This is a genomic window from Streptomyces sp. NPDC056222 (genome assembly GCF_042264065.1).
Lineage (GTDB): Bacteria > Actinomycetota > Actinomycetes > Streptomycetales > Streptomycetaceae > Streptomyces.
This window is the reverse complement of record NZ_JBHJTL010000089.1, coordinates 1-22,027: the sequence shown is the minus strand read 5'-3', so window position 1 is coordinate 22,027 and position 22,027 is coordinate 1. Positions and strand designations below refer to the sequence as shown.

Here is a 22,027-nt window from a genome sequence, read left to right as displayed (position 1 = left end):
TGTTTGCGGGCCGGGTGGGCAGACCGCTGGCTACGGAGGCTGGACCATCGCAGCCGAAGGCCGCGTACTCGAAGGGAAGTGGCGCACGATCCGCGGACAGGGGCAAGGCGTCCCATGGCTGGCCCTGTGCGACCCCACCGACCGTGATGGCAAGGTCGGCACACCGGCCGTCCCGCGTTCGTGCTGGTGCAGCCCCGCCGTGTCGTACCGCCGCATCGCAAGAGGGAACCGTCGGAACATCTGACGCCTCTGCAAGAGCTTGTCCGTCTCTGCTCGCCGAGCACCTTGAAAAGTCTGTTCAGGTGAACAAGTGCCCTGATGTCTGCTTTCGTGGTGCTCTCAGCTTCTCGGGAGCGCGGAGGCCACCTTGGGCAGAAGATCCACCACCCGTAATCGACCTTGCACCGGCTGACGGTCCCTGACGGCGGCGATCTGGAGCTGCGCAACTTCGTGCGCGACAAGTACCTCGACAGCGACCACTACCGCACCAGGGACTTCTTGCGCCAGGACATCGAAGGGCTGCTGATCACCGGAGGCGTTCCCCGAGACCGTGCCGATTGGTGCGATGCCGCGGCATCGATCACTGGACTCGACGTCGACGAAGCCAACCGGGCCGCTGCCGGCCTCATCCTCATGCGCACCGCCCGCGGAACGTACGCCTTGAGCTACGGTGTCGGCCAGCACATGCTGGACCCCTATTACCGCGACGACGAGTTCGGCTTGGAGTTCGCCACCCGCTGCCTCGACGAGGACGGGGTCATCAAGGTCCGCAACCAGATCATGGACGGCCGAGGCCGGGTCGACGAGTACTCGGTCTCCCGCGGCGAGCGCATCGACGACTTCGGCCTGGACCGCTTCGGCGCCGTCGTCCGCCGTATCTGTGGCACCGTCAGCGGACTGCCCCTGACCTCCACGGAATCCGGCAGGAGCCGACGGACCCGAGTCGAATGTTCTCAGGCCACCATCAAGCTCCCCTTGGCCACGAACCTGGAGCAGTTCCTGAGCGACCTGCAGACGATCGAAGACGTGTGCCAACGGCCTGACCCGCTGCCGCAGCTGCGTTTTGTCAGCCGGGTCCACACCCTCAACAGCGGCAGCCGTAAAGCAGTGGAAGCCCAGGACACCCTGGAGACCCTCCTCGAGGACCCGGACTGCCCCCGCATGACCGTCGGAGTGCCCGATGCGTGCCAGGAGGGCTACAGCACCTCGCAGGCCTTCCGGCTCCGCCGCGGCACTCACACAATCGAGACGGACGACATCGCCCTGCACGACCTGCTGGGACTGGTGAGCGACAAACCGCACGGAGAACGCCTGAAGGCTCTCGGCGAGGTCCGCGTCACCATGTTCAGCGATGCCGACGGCCAAACTCCTGCCGGCGCTGCCACCAACGGCAAGGAGTGGCTCATCGCCGACATCCCCACAGGCAGCGACCGGCTGTTCTACGGCAACGGCAAGTGGTTCGAGGTGGGCGCCGGATTCCTCCAGAACCTGGATGAGGAAGTAACTCGCCTTCTGACAGAACCCAAGACCGTCACCCTGCCGTCCTGGCCCGCGGGCCCGCTCGACTCCAAGGGCAGGGATACCCACGACGAAGACTGGTACAACAAGCACGCGGCCCAGCAAAGCGGGTACCTGCTCTTCGACAAGCAGAACATCCGCACCGGCAAGTTCCGCGGCGGAGGCCTGGAAATCTGCCCTGGGCCCCGACAACCAGCTGATCTGCGTCAAGAAAGCCACCACCAGCACCGCGCCCCTCAACCACCTCTTCGCCCAGGGCGTGGTCGCCGTTGAAACACTGCGCAGCGACAAGCACGTACGCGCCAGGTTCCTCGACCAAGTCGCCGCCCGCACCCCTGGCCACCGACTGCTGCACGACTTCGGAAGCCTCCGGGCCGTCTTCGCCATCCTGCTCAAGGACGGGATGGACATCTCAGTCGGATCTCTCTTCGCGTTCGCCCAGGTCTCCCTGCTCCAAGCAGTCCAGCGCCTGAACGCCATGAACGCCGCAGTCGAGATCATCGCCATCCGCCGCTGACACGCACCGCACAGGCACCCCCCCGCACCTGCCCGCGCAGACCCGCACCCTCCGGAGGAACCGACATGTTCGACGCCATACACATGCGCCCCTGCGGACGCCCGACCAAGACAGGCAACCCCTGCCGCGCACAGTTCTCGGGCCGAGGCTTCGCCTGCAAGATCCACACCACCGACCACGAAAAGCAGCTCGTCGACGCCTACGAGCAGGGCCTCCGTGCCGGCCGGGAAGAAGGAAGAAGGCAGGAACAGCAGACCGCGGACATCCGGGTCGAGAACCTCGAGCGACAGGTGCGCACGCTGGAGGAGAAGCTCGACACCCAGAACCGGCGGTTTGAGATAGACGGCCACCAGTGCGTCACTGTCGGCCGCTACGCATACGTGTGGACCGGACCGGGTCGGCTCAAGGTAGGTGACCGCGTCCTGCTGCCCGAGAACTACGTCAGCGCCCTGCGCCAAGGCCCTGGCCCCCAACCCGGTACCGTCACCGCGCTCGGAAGCACGTACACCGGTACCCACAGCAAGATTCTCTCCCGCCTGCCCGCCAGCGGCTGACTCTCTCAACGATGTGACCACCCTGCCCCCCCGCCCGCTATTGCGCCCAGTGGATGCCGAGGTCGGTGAGGGCTGCGAGCTGGGCCTGGTTGAGCCGTTCGCGTCGGGCTTTGTGGTTCGCGTACCAGATGCCGGTGCGATGCTCCGTTCTGTCGGGGAGTTGTTCGACGTCGCCGCGTCCTGGCAGTCGGCCTTCCCGTTCGATGTGCTGCGCCAGGCCCTGCAGGCCCCTCTGGAAGGCTTGCCCGCCCGTCCGCGGCCGGACTTCGGGCTCGTCTTCGCCGTGGCCGTACGGGCCCGTGGGGCCTTCTTCACGCCGAGTTCGGCGAGCCGGCGTTGCTGTTCGGTGTTGAGCCGGTCCCAGTTCCTGCGCTGTGTGGCGAGCCATCGTCCGACGTCGTCCCCGTGCCGGGTGACTCCGGGGACGATCGCGGTCAGGCGGGCGCCTTCGGCGAGGAGCTGGGTTAGGTAGGCGTAGTGCCGCTGCCAGTCGACTGTCCACCCCAGCTCACGGGGGTTCCAGTCCGGGTGTCAGCCACTGTCCGACGGCCTGGTCGAGCGCGGTGGCGTGCCGCGGTGCGGCGAGGGTGCCGTGGAGTTCGTAGTAGGCGCGGGCTGCGGCGAGGTTGGTTTCGAAGCCGGCGTCGGCGGTGTCCCACACGATCCCCAGCTCCTCCAGCTCGGCCGCCCGCTGTCGTGGGTCGTCCTTTGTGCGCAGTGTGCGTGTTCTGAGCTGGGGGTTTCTCAGTTGTAGTGGGTCGTTATTGGTGCTGGTGAGCGTGGCGTGGCGGGGTCTTGCAGATTCCTGGCCTGGGGTTGTGCAGTTCGTCTGGGTGGTATGCAGATCGATTGGGTCGCTACTTGAAACGTGGGCGAGGTGTTCTTCGGGCGCGGGGTCATGCCGTGGTGCCGGAGTCTGGGGGTGGAGTCTGGCCGGTGGCGGGTCGGTGCTCGCGGAGCGCTTGCAGAATGTTGGCGTGGTGTTCGTCGGCGGAGTTGTTGCTGGTCTCGCTCTGGAGGAGGGGGTCCAGGCGTGTGTAGAGGTCGTCGAGCCCGAACATCGCGTCGAGGCCGGCCAGGACACTCTCGTCGATCAGGCGGTGCGGGCGTGACGTGGGGTGGAGGAGTTTACCCAGGAGGGAGAGGGGTTCCCATCCGTCGTCGAGGCGTTGGTGTAGCCAGGGGCGCAGGCTGTCGGGGTGGGTGTGGCGCCACATCCAGATCAGGTCCGTGTCGGACTCGGTGAGTTCCTCAGCAGGTCTGCCCGTGGTGGGCACGAGATGCTGGGCGATCTGCGCGGTTACGGCGTCGCGGGCCTGAAGAGCCCAGTCTTCGGCGGTCTGCACCTGCTCGGAGTCGTTGTCGTCCGAGTTTGTGGCGCGGTGCAGGGTCCGCGTTGCGAGGATTGCTCCGTCGGGGGTGGCGGCCATTGCGGCCAGCACACCGGGCCGTTGTTCCGGTGGGAGGTCGGTAAGGAGGTCCCGGGCCAGGAACTGCAGGCTCATGCCGCTGTTGACCAGCCCCATCATTTCCGGTTCGGCGGTCAGCTGCCCGTAGCTGTCTGCCATGGCCCTAAGCAACGCAGCAGCGGGGAGGCGAATGCCGGCGCTGCGGCGCTGCTCGATTCGGCGCGTGATGCGGTGGGTGTCGTCACGGAGGCGGAGCAGCAGTTCGGCTGCTTCCTCTCCAGGTGCGTCGGCGGTCAGCTGGGCCAGGGCCTGGTCGAAGGCGGCTTCGGGAAGGTCGTCATCGGGGACGCCGAAGACCATGTACCGGTCGAAGTAGTCGGCGCTGCCGATCCCGCGGCGCTGGGCGGCGGCGTTCGCGTCGCTACCGTTGCCGAGGTCCTTTTGGACGGTAGGGAACATCAGGGCCAGCAGGTTGAGTACACCTTCGACGCGCTCTTCCATCACGCCGGCTTCGCGCAGGCGGCTGCGCCAGCGTTCGGCTCGCTCGACTGGCTGCTGTGCGCTGTGCCGATGGGCCGGGTCGATGCTGGTGCCGGTCAGTACGGCGCGGTGCCGCTTCAGGAGCCGGTAGACGCCTGGCTCGTTGGTGCGCAGGAAGGTGACGATGAGGAAGTCGACCAGGTCCACATTTCCGGCGAGGGAGCTGAGAGTGGCGTCGGCCTGCCCGAAGTAGCGTTTGACGGCCCGAGGCGTCTGCAGACTGTCCTGCAGGTGCCGGAAGTAGGCCTCGGAGAAGCGTCGTTCCTCGCTTGGTGTCATGGACACGCCGTGGGAGTCCAGCAGGGCGTTCAGGGCGCGGATGCTCATGGCGGCCGCGTCGCGTTCGCGGAACGCGGGAAGGTCGAGCCGTACCTGGATGATCTTTTCCAGGAACTCGCGGGCCCTGCCTTCATTGTTCCCTACAAGGTCGCTGCGTTGCAGGACGTCCAGCAGCGTCTGCTCGTCGAAGCTGATCAGGTAGTAGACGTTCGGCAGATGGCCCACCAGGCGCACCAGCTTAAAGACAAGGAGCAGCTCGTCGGGAGTGAGGCGGTCCAGGTCGTCCATGACGACCAGGACGGGCTGCCCCGCCTGGCGCAAGGCGTCTTCGGCCTTCCGTTTGGCGGCCGAGGCGCTGGTGTCGCCGGTGATGCGGTCGCTGAACGCCTGGATCAGACCCTCCGAGTCCAGGCCGGCCAGCGCGGTGAGCTTGCCCAGGGGGCTGATGGCTTGCCCGAAGCCACCGATCCTCTGGCGGACTTCCGACCAGCGCTCTCCCTTGGGCAGGGCGGCACGGATCTCGCTGAACAGCGCTGCGGTCAGCGATTCCAGATCGGAGTACAGCCATGGGTTGAGCTCCGCGATCAGCCAGCCCGCGCGGTCGTTCTGGCGGTGCAGGAGACGTATCACCTTGCCCAGGACCGTCGATTTTCCGGAACCCCAGGGGCCGATCAAAGCCAAGACGCCGGTTTCGGTCTGGGCCCGGACGCGCCCCAGCAACTCCACCGCGTGCCGCGCGTACTGTTCACGCCCCAGCAGGTCGGACCCCTCGTCGTCGAGGAACGGTTCGTCGTTGAAGAATCGCGCGTCGCTCATCGGCATAGCGTGCCTGACCGCGTTGCTGCCTCGCTGCACATTGGTCGAGGCGGGCAGGTGCTGGGGTGGATGCCGATGGTGGTGAGGAGGTGTTGCTGGGTGGGGTGGAGGGTGTTCCAGCGGGCGCGTTGCTGCTCGGTCCATCCTTGGAGGGTGGGGGAGTGGTCCTGGCCGGCGTCGTGCTGCTCGCGGGCTTGGTAGTAGGTGCGTTGCCAGGTGTGGGGCCAGGGTGGGCACCACCAGGGGTCGAGGTTTTCAAGGGCGTGAGCGGTGGTAGGGGAGAGGCGGCCTTGTCGGGCGGCGCGGCGTTTTTGTGTCAGCCAGTCGCCCAGCGCGAAGTCGTCGTGGCGGGTGTCTTTGCTGCAGGCGAGGTGGCTGTGAATGTGCGTGCTGGTGGCAGCGGGTGGGTGTCAGCCGGTTCGGCAGGGGCGAGGACGTTTGGTGGGCTGATCGTGGCCAGGCCTGATTGACTGCGCGCAGTGCTTGGCAAAGCGAGTGGGTGGGGCGGCGTGGAGTGGAAGCTTGTCAGCAGTGTGGCGAATCCTTGGGGCAAGGTCCCGCTGTCGGCCGGTGGGGAAGTAGTCAACCCGCGGGTGCAGGATTACATGGCAAAGGTGGCTGCCGCGGCTGCGAGGCGAGATTGTGTTTCTCGGAGGCATCACTACGTTCCTCAGGCTTACATGAAGGCGTGGAGTGAGGACAGCAAGCGCATACGTGTTCTGGATACAGTGAATGGCCTCGACAAGCTGCGCGGCCTTCGGGCTACATGCGTTCAGGAGAATTTCTACCGGGTGTCGGGCAGCAACGGTGAGGCACACAATCAGGCCGAGGCGATGCTGGCTGTCATCGATGAAGAAACTGCGCGCCTTCTGCGTATGTTGCGAGGGTGGGCATCAGGCGACGATGTGGAATTCGACGACTTCATGTCGCTGGCTGTGGTGCTCGCCTTCCAGCGGAATCGCACACCACAGACTAAGCGCCTGCTGGACGCGCACAGCGCATGGCTGAGGGAACGCGCGCTCCAAGAAGCACGGCCCCTCACGACGGCTGGGTTCGTCGCGACTCTCTTTCGTAGTGCCTACAGCGCCGCAGACGAGCACTCCACCCGGCAGCTTGAACTGTGGGACGACCCGGAGGGAAGGGTGATTACCTGTGATCAGCCGGTGATTCTGTCGTCTGACTCCTCAGGACGGCCTCCGTCGACGCTGACCAGTCAGCACTTGTGGTGGCCCATCAGCCCGTACCGTGTCCTTGTCCTCAGCCTGGACCTACAGCCACAGAAGGTCGTACACCGGACTATGGATCGTAGGGAAGTCGATCGGCTGCGGGCGGCTGTAATCAGAAACGCTGAATCTGCGATCATCGCCCTCCCGAACGACACGGACTTGCCTGCAGGCAAGAAGCTTCGACGCAGGCCGCAAGTCGTTGTCGACTGCAAGCGGGTTAATCTGCAGAAGCAACAGTGCCAGATGAGCTTTTCGTCGCAATACGGCTCATCCACGTTCGATAGGGCATGCCAGCCGCTCTGTGCGATCGAGCCACGGGCCGCGGCCGACTGACCTTTGGCTGTTGTGGTGACCAGGCTGCTGCCATGGCTGCATAGCAGGGTGGTGTGTGGCTGTCATGAGTGTCCGTCAGCCGCAGTACGGTGCTGCGGCTGGTCGACATGCTGTGTGAGTTCTTTACTTCTGCCCGTGTGTTGAACGGCTGTGAGCTGCTGTCCCGGACTTGATCTGGACGCATCGTGGGCTGAACGATCCGCTCTATGACCTGGGTGAATCACGAATGATTAGCTAGTGGCCAGGGATGTGCAGGGCTGTGAGCTGCGGTCCTCGTGGAAGAAGCTGGAATCTCGGGTATATCGCGGGAATCCCTATGGCTTTGGCGGCGTTTGCCCAGGGCGGTGCACGATGTGAGGGACTGCTGCGGTAGTCGCAGGGGAAGCGCAGTCACTCGGGAAGGGTCACCGAGCGTTCCAGCCAGCCAACCGCCTTCAAGTCTCGGATCAGCCAGCTGTAGGCGAGGTTGGTGGCCTGACGCTCCAGCCCGGTCGACAGCCCCTCGTGATGGATCGCCGGGCGATGGAACACCGATGCCTGTTCCTCTTGCAGGCGACCCCACAGGGAGCCGGGCACGTTCGGCTCCTCAGCGAGATCGAACTCCACCGCAGGCACATCCTGCGCTCGAGATCCGACATCGTGGCGCAGGGTGTAGGCGACGCTGGCGCCATATGCCTCGGTGGCGTCCCGCTCCGGCATGATCACGAGGCCTTCAGCGCGGACCGGGAAAATGCTATACAGACCGAGCGCGGCGCCAAACCGGGGGAAGTTGCGCTGCACCAGGCCGCGGTAGCCGATGAGGGCGTCGCGTATGACGTCCTGGGTGATGGAGAAGGTCAGTTCGGGGGAGTAGGTCTGCCAGAGGTAGCGGGCGCCCTCAGGGCGGTCGGCCGGCGGCCGCGGGTTGGCGAGTGTGTCTCCGGGCAGGTGCTGCAACTGGGCGTGGAGCCAGCGGATGTCGGCGGAGTCGACGGTGTCCGCGCCCCACTGCCACCGGGACCATCGGGTCGTCTTGACTTGGGCCATCAGCTCATCCACTTCTCGCCGCAGATCATCCAGGGAGATCTCCCGTCGGGGCCTAGCCCGCCCTTGTGCCATGATCTGCCGCGCGAGAAACCACGTACGCTCGGCCGCCAGGGGAGAAGTGGGATCGACTGGAAGGGCGCGGTTCTTCACCTGGCGGGCCAGCCGCTCGCGTAGCCGGTTCCGGGCCCATACCCAGCGAGCCAGCTTCTCCTGGGGAACGGCGAACGACTGATAGTCGTGGAACTGCGCCCAAGGGAAAGGCTCCTGGGGGGGGAGGTCAGGCCGGACGACGAGATCGGCGTCCATGGCTCCTTCGCGGGCCTGGGCGATGGTCATCCAACTGTGCTCCTGGTCCAGGAACACGCCCCAGGGCGCGAGCGTGCCCTGATGGTGCGGTGCCAAAAGCTGGCCCAGCTCGCCAAGCCCTTCCAGCCAGGACAGTGTCGCCTCACGCAGCCAACCCCCCCACTACAAGAGCAGGCTCTACGCCGTCGGCATGTGCTCCGTAAGCGGCGCTCGCTGGCCCACTTGTGGAAGCCGACGGCGATGGGTTCGCGCCCTGATCAGCCCGTGCGGTCTCGTCAAGGACCCATGATGCCGCTGCCGGATTGACGCGGGCCAGGCGGAGCAGGAACCCCTCCGCGCGTTCGCACGTCGCGGTGTCCACGGTGAACGCGATCGCGTACCGCCAACGTGGGAAGAACTCCGCCCCCGCAGAGGTTTCGATCAGCGCCTCGTCGTCCTGCAGGGCCTGGGCGGCGAAGTGCTGTTCGAACAGGGGAAGAGCAAAACGCAGCAGTCCGTCATCCTGAACGACGAGCCCGGTCTCCTCCAGTTCCCAGATCAGATGCTGGCGGGCGAAAACGCTCGCCTGCACAGGGCTTTGCTGGTTCAGGGTCTGGGCAGCAAGGCGGGGCAGGCTCGCCCACACCTCCCGTGAGGCCTCGGGGCGCTCGCGATCGAGGATGGCACGGGCCAGTCCCGACAGCAGTTCACGAGTGGAGACCCGGGCGTCGCCGCCCGCGCGCAGACGGCTGGCGAGGGCGTGGACTTGCAGCGGACTGGTCAGCAGCTGCCGGACTTCGTGCGCGTCCAGGCCGGGGACATGATCCTCACCCATCAGGGTGCGCAGCAGATCCCAGCCCCGTTGTACCGGCCACGCCGCCACGTCGAGTCGTTCCGCCTCATCCACGCTGCCCGCACCTGGGCGGGTGGTCGCCAGGACGCTCACCTGAGGCCAGGTCGCCACCAGGCGGCGCGCGTCAGTGAGGAGCTGGTCGGCCCTTTTGGGACTCACCGCGTCGAGATTGTCCACAACGATCCGGCAGGCACGCGCCGGATCGCCCCCCAGTGCCTCCTGAACAGTCCCGCCCAGCGTGGCCGTGACCTCCCATGCTTCCAGCCACACCGGGATCTCAACCTGGGCATCCGGCGCCCACGCCTGGGTCAGCCCCTCGCTCCACCAGCGCTCTGCCTCCTCGCTCTTGCCAGCTCCCATGGGAGCGACCAGGACGCGCAGCGCTCCTGCGGGCACCTCCACCACCGGATCAGCCTGTTGCGTCTTCCACACCAGCGCGGTCTCCACCCGGTCGGCGGGGGTACTGCGCAGGCGGACAATGCCCCGGGCCCGGCTGCTGTTTGCTGCCAGGACCAACGCTTCGGCGCGTGAGCGCGAGCGCGCCGAGAACGGCAGCACGGCAGTCAGACGCTCCATGAGGTCATCAACGCTGAAGGACGCGGCGGCGACCTCGGCCGCTTCGGCGTCGCTCAGCGACATGCCCACCGCGCGGGAGTGCGTCTCGATCTGCGTCTTCTTCCAGGCGCGCAGGAGAGCCGCCGGGTAGTGCGCCGGGGTGGCGTCGATCTCGAAGGCGTGGCGTTCGCACAGGGGGATGAGATTGCCGAAGCTGCGGTTGTCGTCCTCGCTCATCTCAGGATCCCACCGCGGTCCGCCTTCGCTGCGGGCGTGGATGTGGGCGACCCGGCTGTTGAGGAGGCGCTGGCCGGTAGCTGGGTTCTCCCGGTACAGCGGTTCCCCGCAGTCCGGGATACCGCAGGTCAGCGCAGTGGCGTACAGCTCCTTTATGGTGCTGTCGGTGGGCGGGGCATGCCGAAGGGGCGTACGGCTGGCAGGCGGGACGTCGGTACCCATGTGCACAGTGTGGCGGGTTGATGACGCTCTTTGAAATCGGCCACCCTCTTCTCAGGGGTGACCCCACACCTGCTCGCGATTCCCCAGTCTGGAGTTGATCTCCGTGGGGCAGGGGGCCGGTTTGTTCCTCGGCTGATGGTCAGAGCTGGTTCGCGATCTGTCGGCCGAGCTGTTCGAGGAACTCCTGCAAGCTGGACGCGGCGACCTCGAAGTCGTCAAACCAGGAGGCCGTGGTGGACTTCCAGACTTGTCCGCTGTCTCCGATCGCGAACAGATGGCCCCCGCCGTCGCTGGCGAAGACCAGTGCGATCGATTCGCCGTCGATCGGAGCGGGGCCGTACTCGCGGAAGTGTTCGGCCACCGTTGCTGGTGAGTGGATTGTGAGTGTGGGGTGTGGTGTCAGCGGTTGGCTGTGTTGGGGAGTGGCTGGGTGAGGCCTCCGATGCCGTCGATCTGGTCGGGTGTGAGTGTCGGTGAGAGTGGCCAGTCGAAGTCTTTGGGGTCTGGCCATAGTTTGGTGGCTGTACCTGTGGGGTCGAGTGTTGTGACGAGGTGGGTGTGAAGCGTCGCTGAATCGGCTGCGGAGCACCGGTCGGCTTCATCGACCGTCGCTACTGCTGCCGCTGTACCGCCCGGAAGAAGGAGGCCGCGGCCCGTGCCGCTTGCCCCCGGTGCGGACAGCAGCGCGTCCTCCAGGCGGACACAGGCCAGTGCATCACCTGCTCTCGCGTATGCACCGCATGCGGGCACCCGTTGCGGAGCAAATCCTCCGCTCTCTGCCGCACTTGCCTGCGGAAGTCCGAACGCGACGCCGCCAAGGCTCCATGCCCTCGTTGCAGCCGGCCCGGATCTCTGCGCGAGGACACCGGCTGGTGCGGGCACTGCTCGCGTCCCCGGCAGGCCAAACAGCCGCCCCGGGCCTGTGAGCGATGCGGCAGAGTACGGAAGCACGCAGGGCTTGGTCTGTGCTCGGCCTGCTGGCAGCGTCACCCCGATCGCCCCTTCGTCCGGGCCGAGCACCTCATTGCCGAGCTCGACAATCCCCGCGACTGGCTGCAGGACTTCACGACGGATCTCGCCGGCAAGTACTCCGTCGGCCGGGCCTGCACGGTGATCACTTCCCTCGGGCGGCTTCTTAGGGACGGCCAGCCCAACCTCCCCCAGTCCGTACTCGAACGCTCCCGCCGCCCGGGTCGTTCGATGGGCTCCCTCGCCCGTGCTTGGAGACCTTCTTCACCAGTCGCGGTCTGGCCATGGCCACCGACCAGGTCGAGCGGCTCGCGGCCGGCCGACGACAACGCCGGGTCCTCGCGGTCCCCGGCCCCCTGCGGCCTTCGGTGGAGGCCTTCTCCGACTTCATGATCCGCTCGCGTGAGCGATCCCGGCGTGCCGGAACACTGCCCCGCACCGACGGCACCATCGAAGCCGCACTGGCCATCGTGCGCGATCTCGCCCTGTTCCTCTCCAGCGAGTGCGGCAAGGAGGACTGGGCACTGACCGACGTGCACGATCTCGAAGCCTTCCTAGACGGCTCACCCAAGGCCCGAAAGCGTCGGCTGGTGGTGCTCGGACAGTTCTTCCGCTTCGCGCGATCCCGGAAGATCGTCCTCGTCGATCCCGCCCGCGGTCTGACTGCCCGAGGACCGAGCGGCTTCACCGGCACGACTCTGACGCTTGACCAGCAACGTCTGCTGTTCCGCCGCTGGACAACGGATCCAGCCGTCCACCCGCACGAGGCCCTACTGGGCATGCTCGCCCTGTTGCACGGCGCCTCAAGCCGCGAGGTCAAAATGCTCCACGCCGTTGACCTCGACTATCGTGCCCGGACCGCTCGGCTCGGCGACCGTCCGCATCCGGTTCCTTTGGATCCGCCGTCTTGGGCGGCAGTGGAACGCTGCCTGGCCCACCGCGAAGAACAGAAGACGGACAACCCGCATGTGATGGTCACCCGCCAGACGAAGTCCGGCCGGGGGCCGGCGTCCACCGCCTATGTCAGTCACGTCCTTGACGCCTGCGGCTTCCCACCCCGCATGATCCGCTGCACTCGACTGCTCGACCTGGTCAACACCATGGACCCCAAGCTTGTCGCCGCCGCCTTCGGCATGGACCCCGAGGCCACCATGATCGATCTGTCCGACCGCATTGATGAGATCCGCTTGGCGGAGTGGGCGGCGGCCAACGACTGATCTCTGGTCAGAGTTCGTACGGGTAGAGAGCGATCTTCTCGCGCTCTATGAAGAGCTCGACCCACGTGCCGGCAACACCCTCTGGCAGCGGATCAGCAAGGTCCAGCAGAATCTGCGAGCCATCGAAGTCCAGCACGGCGGCGCCGTCCACGGTGAGGTCCAACCGTCCGCGCAGGACAACGCAGTGCCCGCCAGGTCGGACTCCCGGTCCGACGCCGACAGCCGGCTTCGCGTTCCGACCCCAGACGATGTCCTCATCGACCGTCCACTCAACGTGGTACTTGCCCGGCTTCGCGGCCTCGTCACCGCACCAGCGGACCGATGTCCCGCCGAACGGCGTCCGGACCTGGGCCAGCCAGGGACTCCAAGGAAACCTTGCGACCTTCACCAGTTCGACCAGCATCGTTCGATCATGCAGCATCCGCGTTCCTGCCGGAACCCGTGAAGTTCGGCGTTGCCTGGCACAGGTTCGCCGGAACGTGTGCGCTTTGCCGAACGACTCGTTGGAGGCGATGGCGACGCTGTTCTTCTCCTCGCGTTCGGTCAGGACCTGGAAGAGGAGTTCGGCGCCGTGGCGGTCGAGTTCCATGTAGCCGAGCTCGTCGATGCAGAGCAGGTCGACACGGCCGTAGCGGGCGATCGTCTTGTTCAGCTGCTTCTCGTCGGCGGCCTCTACCAGCTCGTTTACCAGCTTGGTGGCAAGGGTGTAGCGGACGCGGTAGCCCTGCATCGCCGCTTCGGTGCCCAGGGCGATGAGCATGTGGGACTTACCGGTGCCGGAGTCGCCGATGAGACAGAGCGGCTGGCTCTTCTTGATCCACTCGCAGCTGGCGAGGGTGTTGACCACGGCGGGGTCGATGTTCGGGTTGGCGTCGAAGTCGAAGGCCCGCAGCGACTTGTCCCGGGGGAATCCGGCGGCTTTGATCCGCCGCTCCGAGCGGCGTCGGGCCCGGTCGTCGCACTCCGTCATCAGCAGCTCGGCGAGGAACCCTCGATAGGTCATCTGGTCCTTCGCCGCCCGGTCGGCGATCTCGGCGAACTCGCTGCGGATCGACGGCAGCCGCAGCAGCCGGCAGGCGGTGTCGATGGCCGTGGTCGCGGCCTGCTCGGTCAGGTTTCGCTGGCGGGGCAGGGTCATGGCGCTTCTCCCTCTCGCAGGTCACCGCCGCCGGCGCGACGGTGTCGGAGCAACTGGTCGTAGTGGGTCACCGAGGGCAGCGGCCTGGTGTCCGGCGGAAGATGATTGAGCCTCCACTCGTGCAGGAACGTCACGGTCGCCGCTCCCTGCCCTGTAGCCAGCCGCGGTGCCGGGACATCGGGGGCGGTGGGTTCGTCCTCGGCCTGGGCCACTTTGCGGGCCTCCAGCGCGACCGCGTCCGCGGTCAGAGCCCCGGCCCGAAGGGCGGTGGCCAGGCCGGCGACGATGTGCTCGTGCGCGAGGTGACGGACCAGCAGCAGTACCTCGATCAGAGCCCGGGTGCCCTCGGCGTCGCCGTGGGCCCTGACCGCCGCGGCCCACCAGGCGTCGTGGACGGGGGTGAACTTCCCAGCGGAGCGGGCCTGGTCGAGTGCGGTCGCGCCGGGAAAGGCGCCCGGCTTGCGGACCAGGGCCTCCAGGTAGTGGTCCAGCTCCAGCCGGCAGGCGCCCTTGGCGATCAGCCGCTCGTGCCGGGCCACTCGACGTTCTTGTCGTAGACCACCAGGTGGGAGGCGTGCAGCAGTACCCGGACGCGCTTGCCGATCAGCCTCACCGGCACCGAGTAGCGGTTGGTGTGGACCGCGATCTGGCCGTAGCGGTCGACCCGCGGGGTGAAAACCCGTCCCGTCTCGAACGGGTCTTCCGGCAGCGGCAGCAGCCGAGGGCGCTCGTCCTCGAAGTACTCGTCGATCGTCCGAGCCCTGGACCCGATCCGGCGCCGCCCGTCGTGCCGGTCCCACTGCTCGACCAGCTCGTTCAGCTCCGCCAGCGAATCGACCTCCGGCACCGGCACGAAGTGGTTGCGGCGGAAGTAGCCGATCTGCCCCTCGACGCCGCCCTTCTCATGGGCGCCCTCGATGCCGGGCCGGCAGTAGAAGCTCTCGATCCCGAAATGCGACTTGAAGGCGATCCACCGGTCGACCTCCCCCCGTGCCGCATCCAACCGGCTAGCCCGCAGGCCAATGTGGGTTCGGCGTGCCGTCATCGCTCATGTGCGCCCGCTGCCAGATCCCTTTCCAGCTGAACGGCGTCTCCGGGACGAACCGGTGCCGCTGCCCGCACGGACATGGCGCCAGCACCCACGCGCACCCACGGCACAGCTCCACCCAGCCGTGCCCGGTCGAGTTCGACACCAGCGGTCTCTCGTCCCCGCAGGCGGGGCAGCCGGGGAGATCGGCGCCGTCCAGAATCGCGTTCTGTCGCCGGACGTACTCAGGCAGCCGCAGCGGCGGATGGCGAAACGGGTCTTCGTACCAGGCGCGGTTCGGGCCCTCCCACCAGCTCCGCAGCCACCACGGTCGCGGGTTCACAGCCCGCCGCCCCGCCCGCTTCTCCGCCCGGCGTTGCGCGGCGTACTCCTCCGCTCGCGCGAGCCACAGCACCCGCGCCTCATGCAGTTCCTCCACCGCCCGCACCAGCGCGTCCGGGTCCGCCTCCAGCCGCCGGGGGATCGCGGCGCTGAGCGTGAGGTGGTGATACGTCGCCCGGAAGCCGTACGGAGCAAAGAGGGTGATGCAGGTCCGCAGCGGGCTGTGCCGGCGGCGGAGGGGGAGACGGGCGTCGTGCACGTGCGCTCGGTGGGTCAGGAAGCTGGTCATTGTGTGGGCGCCAGGTCCAGTGCCCGTGCCAGGGCGGTAGTGACGGCGGCGGCGTGTGCCGGCAGGTGTTGTTCAGCCCAGATTCCGGCAAGACCGAGGAAGTCCTGCAAATCCTGCTGGGCGCCCGCGACGAGCCTGCGTGCCTGGTCTACCGACAGCTCGATCACCGGGCTGCCGTCCGTCCCGTAAGCGTCGAACGTCAGCCGGACAATGTCGCCAACGCGTTCGGCCACCGACGACGGATCGTGGCCGAAGTAGGAGCAGCCGGTGCCGTCGAGCACCTCCAGCCAGTCCCGCCAGGTCTCCAGGCCGTTGCAGCAGCCCGGCTCGACGAAGACGGTGTCGGTGGCATTCTCGGTCACCCGGAACCCTCCGGCGGCGAACAGATCAGGCATGGTGAGCAGCCCGTGCAGGAATGTGTCGAGCGGGTCGGTCGGGCACGGCCCGTGCTCCTCCTCCGGCTCGAAGTCGTTGCAGGCGGCGATCTGCATAATCGCCGTGCCGACCTCCGCCGGAGTCAGCCCCCCGTTCAGCAGGAGGTAGCCATACGATTCCTGCTCGCCAACCGGCCAGAGCGCGAAGTCGGCGGCGGCAGAGATCTCCAGAACGGGTTGCATCACAATCACATGGGGATGATGCCGGACCCACTGCTACACCGCCACGGGCTTTCAGCCGGCATCGGGCTCGGATCGGGCCCGCTACCTGAGCAGTTTCGCGGTGCGCTCCGGGCAGGCGGCGCCCGACATAGCGCATGGCGGTCTGCGCGGTGATCCCGAACGGCCACATCAGCTTGAGGGGATCACCGGTGGAAGTGCGCGGGTTCGTGGATTCCCGGAGGTGGTCAGGCTCGAACCGGATCGTGTGTGTCGCCCCGGTGTGGAGGAACGTGTGGGTTCCGGCTTGACCCTCGACCTGGGCTGGCTACGTAGGTGACAACGGGTTCTGGTTTAACTCCTGTGGAGCGGTGATTGCGATTTCTCGGTTTGGGGGCAGTGGTGTGAGAGACGGTGGGCCTGAGCATGTTGATGCTGGTCGGGGGCGGTTTAGAGGGGTGGGGGAACTGTCATGGATGTGAGAGATCGGTGGGGGATCGCTGTCTTGGGCTTTTGTCGCGGCAGGTGTGACGCTGTCTCAGTTTCGTGAGTTCTGATCCACCAGCCGACGGGTGGCTTGGTGTGATCCGGGGGGATCAGGAGGCAAGGGACCCGGGCTCCGCAGGGATGGATGCTGGTTCGAAAAGCTGCTTTGCCGGCTGTGTCGGTGCGGGCGTTGCGGGGGCCGGCGGTGCGCCGCCTGCTGGCCTTGCGTCGGGAGCAGAAGCTGACGACCCGGCACGTCCGGTTGGCGGCGGATGCTTTGGGTGTACGGGAGCGGGCGGTGTGGCGATGGCTGGCCGCGGCTGAGGATGACGAGGCCGTGGCTGCGGCGCCGGGGGAGCGCGCCCCTTATCCGGGACGGTTCGCGGTCACCGCGGAGGTCAGGGCTCTGCTCGGGCTGTGGAAGGGGAACGTCGCCGCCCTCCACCGCGCCCTGGCAGCCGGCCACCACACCACCGTCCGCACCCTCACCGAAGCCCGCGCCCTCTACCTGGGCGACGCCGTCTCACCCAGCCCGCCGCCAGCAGCTCCCGCCCCGCCCGCCACGCCCGCCGCCTTGCGCTGGATCACCCTCGACGCACTCGACCGCCTCGTCTCCTATGACAGCCCCCAGCCCTGCACCGCCGCCTGCGCACCGAAGCCGATCGTCTACCACCAGCGCCCGGCGCCCCTGCCACCCACGCCTGCCCAGACAGCCCGGCTCACCGACCGCCTGCACACCGCGACAGCCCACCCCGCCCGCGCCGCCGCCCTCGCGGCTGCCATCGCCACCGGAGCCTCGTTCCAACAACTCACCACGGCCCGCACGGACGGCTTCCACCCCGCCGACAGCACCCTCACCCTGCACGACCGCACCCGGTACACCGACGGCTGCGCGATCTACCCCATCCCGCCCTGGGCCGCCGTCTTCCTCCACGCCGCGACTCGCTTCGCACACCACACCAGCACCCTCCACCTCCTGGCCACCCCCACCGACCGCCCCGCCCTCCTGCGCCTGGCCGAGACCATCAGACTCCGCCCACCCCAGCCCCCGGCCGACCAGGCAGGCACGCACCTCGGCCCGGTGGTCTGGGACTGGCGGGAGAAACGCGAGGCACTGCGCCACGAACCCGTCCCGCTGGACAGCGGCAATTCCACAGCCGCTACGCGAGCTCGAAGTCGATGAAGTCAACCTCCCCGAACCTCACCTGCAGCCCGTCCGCCCGCCGGCCCGCCTGCCGAAAGTAGACATGCCCCAACGCCCGGCCCAGGATCACCTCGTGCTGCCCCTCCAAAGCCCCGGCCTCCCAGGCACCCAACAGCTCCCGCGCCACCTCTCCGGGCACCGCCACCGTCAGCAGCCGGAGCCGGGGATCGTCAGAGGTACCGGAACCGGCCGCGAACCCGAACCGAGCCCAGAGTTAAGAGGGCCGCCCCGGCGATCTCCTCCGGCTCGGCCGGGCGACCTGCCGGAGACGTTTTGGTCAGGGCGTCGACGTCACGCCCGCGCCCAAGGGCCGCTACCCACGCTGAAGGTCCGCGGCATCGCCGAGACTGGTGCGCAGGTCGACCAAAGGCCGCGGCCCCGGCCTCCGCTGAATCGGTCCTCGATTCCCCGCTTGCCATGGGCGATCACGCCGCCGTACATTCCCTGCACCCGGCTTGTCCGGCCGCTTCGTCTACCCCCTTTGAACACATGAGGAGCGCCCGGTATGGCGGGTGTACTGGCGGTTGCAGGCGGCACCGCATCCGGCAAGTCCACCCTTGCCGAAGCTCTGTCGCTGCAGTGTCCCGAGAGCGTCGCACTGGTCCATCTGGACGACTACTACGTGCCCGCGCACGACCCCCTGAAGGGTGTGTGGACGGTCAGTGCCGACGGGCACGCCGCCCTCGACTGGAACCATCCGGGGTCGATCAACGAGACATCGGTGACACACGCCATCGACGCGGCGCTGCTGCGCCCCGGCGTGCTGCTGGTGGTGGTCGAGGGCCTGTTCGCGCTGTCACTGCCGTCCGTGGTCCGGCGGGCGGCGTGGCGGGTGTATATCGACACCCCCGACGACATACGCCTGGCCCGCAAGATCCTCCGGAAGATCGAGGTGCAGCAGCAGGACCCCCGACGGTCCCTGCGTAACTATCTACAGACCGGCAGGGACCGCCACGCAGCCCACGTCGCGCCCTCCCGAGCGGCCGCCGATCTGGTTGTGGACGGGACCGCGAGCGAGGCGGAGATGCTGGCGGCCGTAATGCCGCTGATCGGGCCGACCCTCGCGCCGCCGCCCGCGGCGCCCTCGCGAGCACGAGGGGTGTGCGGTGTGACCCATACTCCCGGGGTCCCGGCGTTCACCCAGTAACGTGCCCGCGGGCACCGGCCCTGGTTTCGGGAGCGACTCCTGGCAGGTACACCATGCGGACCACAGCCCACTGGCGCACCGAGTAGGACAGCGCGCAGTCAGCCGCCCCACCCCTCGACTCATGCCCAGTCGATGCCCAATGCGGCGAGTGCGGCGTGTTGGTCGGTGGTCAGCTTGTCGCGGCGGGCTTTCTGGTTGGCGTACCAGATGCCTACGCGGTGGGAGCTGCCGTCGGGGAGTTGTTCGACGACGGCCCGTCCCGGCAGCCGGCCCTCCCGCGCGACGTACTGCTGCAGGGCTTGGAGGCCCGTCTGGAAGGCTGTACCGCCCGCGCCCGGACCGGACGCCGTAGCCGTCTTCGCCGCCGCCATACGGGCCGGTTGAGCCTTCTGGGGCTCTACGCCCAGCCCGCCGAGGCGTCGCTGCTGCTCGGCGCCCAGCCGGCCGAAGTTCCGCCGCTGAGTGGCGAGCCACCGTCCGACGTCCTCCCCATGCCGCGTCACCCCCGGCACGATCGCGGTCAGCCGTGCGCCTTCGGCGAGGAGCTGGGTGAGGTAGGCGTGGTGGCGTTGCCAGTCGACGGTCCACCCGAGCGTGCCCGGGTTCCAGTCGGGGTCGATCGCAGCGAGGGCGGCGGCCCGCCGGCGGGCCCGGCCCTGGTCTTTGCCGAGTCCGCCGGGGCGGCGGACGTTGGTGAGCCACTGTCCGACGGCCTGGTCGAGGATGGTGGCGTGCCGCGGTGCGGCGAGGGTTCCGTGGAGCTCGTAGTAGGCGCGGGCGGCCGCGAGGTTGGTTTCGAAGCCGGCGTCGGCGGTGTCCCACACCATCCCCAGCTCCTCCAGCTCGGCCGCCCGCTTCCCGGTCATCGTCCCGGCCCGGTACGCCCGCCGCTGGTCCGACAGCCACCGCCCCAGCGGGAACGCCCCCGCGGCCTCGACGTGCTCGTACGGGACGTCCAGGTCCCCCTCCCGCTGCCGGTAGCGCAGCGCGGCTTCCGCGCCCCGGCGCCAGTCCTGGCGTTCGGTGTGGATCACCTGAAAGGTGATCCACTTCGCGATGAGCGCCGGATCACGGGGCGCCGCGAACCGGAGCAGCAGCCGTGACTCCTCCTCGCCCTCCTCCGGCGCCTGCCCGACCGGCACCGACGGGTCAACGACCATTTTCTGGCTCTCCTGCGGAATAGCAAGCATTTCCACAGCCTTTTCATCGTGCGCCCGCAACCCCTCCAATACCCGAATCAGCGGCCGATACGATTTAGACGAGATCATGTCCTCTGGCTTTTCCCCGGGCGCGAGGAAGACCGGCACGATGAGCGTGGCCATCTTCCCCTCACCAGGCTTCTGCCGCAGGGCACGGCCGATGGCCTGCACGATGTCGACCGCAGATCCCCTGGGGTCGACGAGGGCGACCGAGTCCACACTTCTGATATCGACGCCCTCGCCCAGAACCCGACAATTCGAGAGCACGGCGCGTCCGGCCCTGCGCCCGAAGTCGGCGAGGACCGACTGCCGGTGGGAACCCGCGTGTTCCCCACACAGCCACCCCGACCACACCCGCTCCGGATGCCGCCCCGGATCCACCGCATGCAACCGCGAGGCGACCCGGCCGAGCCCGACGGCGAAGGCCTCCGCCTCCACCGTCCGATGATGAAACGTGATGGTGGTCCGCAACCCGTGCGCCGCCATCGTCTCCAACAGCGCGGTCTGCATCGCGGCAAGCCGCTCACCACGCAACTGCTCCTCGTACCGCTCCACGCCCGCCAGCCGATCCGGAGTGACAACAGGGTCGGTGAGCTCCGCCACCACAATCTGATACTTCGCCAAAAGCCCCCGGGAAATAGCCGAAGCGAGCGACAACTCATAAACAACAGGCCCGAACACCCGCTCATCGTCCATCGAGCAGGCGAGTTCCTTCGGCAGCCGATCCAGCCGCGGCCGGGAGACATAGACCCCCCGCTCCGCCTCGCCACCCTCCCCGCGCCACTCCTCCGCCTCCCCGGCGAGCCGACGCTGCTCCTCCATCTCCTCCAGCCCCCCGCGCCCCCTCTTCCCGGCACCTCGGCCCGGATCCACCCGCCCCCTCTCCTCGACGGCCTCCTGCGCCTCCTCCCGCTCCTGCGACCGAGACCGCGGCGGGCGCTCCATCCAGATCCGCGGGGTCGCGGTCATGTACAGCCGGCGCATCGCCGGAATCACCTCCTGACGGTGCACACCGGCCCACGCCTTCCCCACCGACCCCGACGTTCGGTGCGCCTCATCCACGACGACCAGGTCGAAGACGTCCATCGGCAGCCCGTACAGGCCCTCATGCGCCTCGGCGATGACCGGCAGCGACGCGTACGTCGCGTAGACCGTGACGGGGCCGCGCCCGTGCCACAGCCCCAGCTGCGGCGCCGACGTCGTCGTCCGCACGTCGAGCTGCCACAGCTGCGGGTCGTCCTCCAGCGAGCACACCGCGACAGCCGGCCCGCCGTGCCCGGCCAGCCGCCACTCCCGCACCGTCTGCGTCAACAGGTCCAGGGTCGGCAGCAGCACCAGGACCCGCCCGTGCCGGGCAAGCCGGAGAGCCGCCGCAGCGGCGATAAAGGTCTTCCCGGTCCCGCACGCCGCTACCACCGTCGCCCGCAGACCCGCCTCCGGAATCCGTTTCCCCGGCGGAATATCAAGCCCACGGACAATAGCCTCCACCGCCTCCTCCTGATGAGGACGCAGCACGATGTCACCAGACTTCTGCATTCGGCACTCCGCGAAATCGAAGCGGCGGACAGACCCGCCGGGGAGGGGATGGCGATATTCTCGTGATCCTACACAGCTACACACATCACATCCGACGTGATACACACTTACGACTGTACCGTGCCCACAACTCCCCGCGACAGCATCCCGGCGAAATCACCCCCTCACCCCACCTCCAGAGTGACCCGGATCCGCACCCGGCAGACCACCCCCGCCCGTTCGCCGCTGCCAGCCGGCCCGCGGTAGCGGGCCCAGGACCTGGAGGCGTAGCCGGAAGGTCCCAGGGGTGGGAGCGCAAGCGGACACCCCAACGGGCCGAAGGCCCGTCAATGCCCGCGCAAGCGCGGGCATCTGGTGACACGTCAGCGGCACCAGCTCGGCGCTTGCGCCGAGCCTTCCCTTGGACGGGCCGCTTGCGGCCCGTCAATTCCCGCGCTCGCGCGGGAATCTGGCGAAGCGTCAGCGGAGCCAGCCCGGAGCGCAGCGGAGGGCGTCACTCCAGAGCGCGCC

General features: G+C 67.8%; 18 protein-coding genes and 2 pseudogenes. 7 read left to right on the top strand and 13 right to left on the bottom strand.

What is annotated here, in order from left to right:
- The first annotated feature begins 399 nt into the window (after positions 1–399).
- From ACFC0D_RS30545 to ACFC0D_RS30535, 3 genes are all read left to right on the top strand, one after another.
- A complete protein-coding gene (locus ACFC0D_RS30545) occupies positions 400–1,791 on the top strand; it encodes a DUF6119 family protein (protein ID WP_376442839.1) in 1,392 nt (463 codons plus the stop codon).
- A complete protein-coding gene (locus ACFC0D_RS30540; RefSeq protein ID WP_376442884.1) occupies positions 1,697–2,035 on the top strand; it encodes a DUF6119 family protein in 339 nt (112 codons plus the stop codon). Before ACFC0D_RS30545 ends, ACFC0D_RS30540 begins: the two co-directional genes overlap by 95 nt.
- Positions 2,036–2,100: 65 nt before the next feature.
- Complete coding sequence (locus tag ACFC0D_RS30535; protein ID WP_376442836.1) at positions 2,101–2,589, top strand: hypothetical protein; 489 nt, start codon at positions 2,101–2,103, stop codon at positions 2,587–2,589.
- A 324-nt stretch (positions 2,590–2,913) separates the two neighbouring features.
- On the opposite strand, the pseudogene ACFC0D_RS30530 reads toward ACFC0D_RS30535, so the two are convergent.
- From ACFC0D_RS30530 to ACFC0D_RS30515, 4 genes and pseudogenes are all read right to left on the bottom strand, one after another.
- Positions 2,914–3,096: pseudogene (locus ACFC0D_RS30530) on the bottom strand (helicase associated domain-containing protein); the annotation flags it as partial.
- A 1-nt stretch (position 3,097) separates the two neighbouring features.
- Positions 3,098–3,250: a helicase associated domain-containing protein gene (locus ACFC0D_RS30525; RefSeq protein WP_376442833.1), complete on the bottom strand. Its 153-nt coding sequence runs from the start codon at positions 3,248–3,250 to the stop codon at positions 3,098–3,100.
- 235 nt (positions 3,251–3,485) lie between these two features.
- Positions 3,486–5,633 (bottom strand): P-loop NTPase fold protein, encoded by a 2,148-nt coding sequence (locus ACFC0D_RS30520; protein ID WP_376442830.1) that lies wholly within the window; start codon positions 5,631–5,633, stop codon positions 3,486–3,488.
- Complete coding sequence (locus ACFC0D_RS30515; RefSeq protein WP_376442882.1) at positions 5,630–6,016, bottom strand: helicase associated domain-containing protein; 387 nt, start codon at positions 6,014–6,016, stop codon at positions 5,630–5,632. Before ACFC0D_RS30515 ends, ACFC0D_RS30520 begins: the two co-directional genes overlap by 4 nt.
- Positions 6,017–6,142: 126 nt before the next feature.
- Here ACFC0D_RS30515 and ACFC0D_RS30510 point away from each other — a divergent pair, with 126 nt between their 5' ends.
- A complete protein-coding gene (locus tag ACFC0D_RS30510; protein ID WP_376442827.1) occupies positions 6,143–7,192 on the top strand; it encodes a DUF4238 domain-containing protein in 1,050 nt (349 codons plus the stop codon).
- Positions 7,193–7,582: 390 nt separating this feature from the next.
- Here the strand turns inward: ACFC0D_RS30510 and ACFC0D_RS30505 are convergent, their stop codons facing one another.
- The 3 genes from ACFC0D_RS30505 to ACFC0D_RS30495 form a co-directional block, all read right to left on the bottom strand.
- Positions 7,583–8,554: a hypothetical protein gene (locus tag ACFC0D_RS30505; protein WP_376442824.1), complete on the bottom strand. Its 972-nt coding sequence runs from the start codon at positions 8,552–8,554 to the stop codon at positions 7,583–7,585.
- Between the two features lie 112 nt (positions 8,555–8,666).
- Positions 8,667–10,370 (bottom strand): hypothetical protein, encoded by a 1,704-nt coding sequence (locus ACFC0D_RS30500; RefSeq protein WP_376442821.1) that lies wholly within the window; start codon positions 10,368–10,370, stop codon positions 8,667–8,669.
- Between the two features lie 139 nt (positions 10,371–10,509).
- Positions 10,510–10,731 (bottom strand): hypothetical protein, encoded by a 222-nt coding sequence (locus tag ACFC0D_RS30495; protein ID WP_376442819.1) that lies wholly within the window; start codon positions 10,729–10,731, stop codon positions 10,510–10,512.
- Positions 10,732–11,623: 892 nt separating this feature from the next.
- On the opposite strand from ACFC0D_RS30495, the gene ACFC0D_RS30490 reads away from it, so the two are divergent.
- Complete coding sequence (locus tag ACFC0D_RS30490; RefSeq protein ID WP_376442816.1) at positions 11,624–12,556, top strand: integrase; 933 nt, start codon at positions 11,624–11,626, stop codon at positions 12,554–12,556.
- A 460-nt stretch (positions 12,557–13,016) separates the two neighbouring features.
- On the opposite strand, the pseudogene istB reads toward ACFC0D_RS30490, so the two are convergent.
- The 5 genes and pseudogenes from istB to ACFC0D_RS30465 form a co-directional block, all read right to left on the bottom strand.
- Positions 13,017–13,694 (bottom strand): annotated as a pseudogene (istB, locus tag ACFC0D_RS30485) (IS21-like element helper ATPase IstB); the annotation flags it as partial.
- Positions 13,691–14,233: a hypothetical protein gene (locus ACFC0D_RS30480; protein ID WP_376442813.1), complete on the bottom strand. Its 543-nt coding sequence runs from the start codon at positions 14,231–14,233 to the stop codon at positions 13,691–13,693. The pseudogene istB and the gene ACFC0D_RS30480, both read right to left, overlap by 4 nt.
- Complete coding sequence (locus ACFC0D_RS30475; protein WP_376442810.1) at positions 14,212–14,697, bottom strand: hypothetical protein; 486 nt, start codon at positions 14,695–14,697, stop codon at positions 14,212–14,214. Before ACFC0D_RS30475 ends, ACFC0D_RS30480 begins: the two co-directional genes overlap by 22 nt.
- A 4-nt stretch (positions 14,698–14,701) precedes the next feature.
- Positions 14,702–15,322, bottom strand: coding sequence for a hypothetical protein (locus ACFC0D_RS30470; protein ID WP_376442807.1), 621 nt, complete (start codon positions 15,320–15,322; stop codon positions 14,702–14,704).
- Between the two features lie 26 nt (positions 15,323–15,348).
- On the bottom strand, positions 15,349–15,969 hold the full coding sequence (locus tag ACFC0D_RS30465; protein WP_376442879.1) for a hypothetical protein: 621 nt from the start codon (positions 15,967–15,969) through the stop codon (positions 15,349–15,351).
- Between the two features lie 799 nt (positions 15,970–16,768).
- On the opposite strand from ACFC0D_RS30465, the gene ACFC0D_RS30460 reads away from it, so the two are divergent.
- On the top strand, positions 16,769–17,614 hold the full coding sequence (locus ACFC0D_RS30460; RefSeq protein ID WP_376442804.1) for a hypothetical protein: 846 nt from the start codon (positions 16,769–16,771) through the stop codon (positions 17,612–17,614).
- A 526-nt stretch (positions 17,615–18,140) separates the two neighbouring features.
- Positions 18,141–18,782, top strand: a complete 642-nt coding sequence (locus ACFC0D_RS30455; RefSeq protein WP_376442801.1) for a uridine kinase — start codon at positions 18,141–18,143, stop codon at positions 18,780–18,782.
- Positions 18,783–18,901: 119 nt separating this feature from the next.
- Here ACFC0D_RS30455 and ACFC0D_RS30450 read toward each other — a convergent pair whose 3' ends face one another.
- Positions 18,902–21,517, bottom strand: a complete 2,616-nt coding sequence (locus ACFC0D_RS30450; protein ID WP_376442798.1) for a Helicase associated domain protein — start codon at positions 21,515–21,517, stop codon at positions 18,902–18,904.
- Positions 21,518–22,027 lie beyond the last annotated feature (510 nt).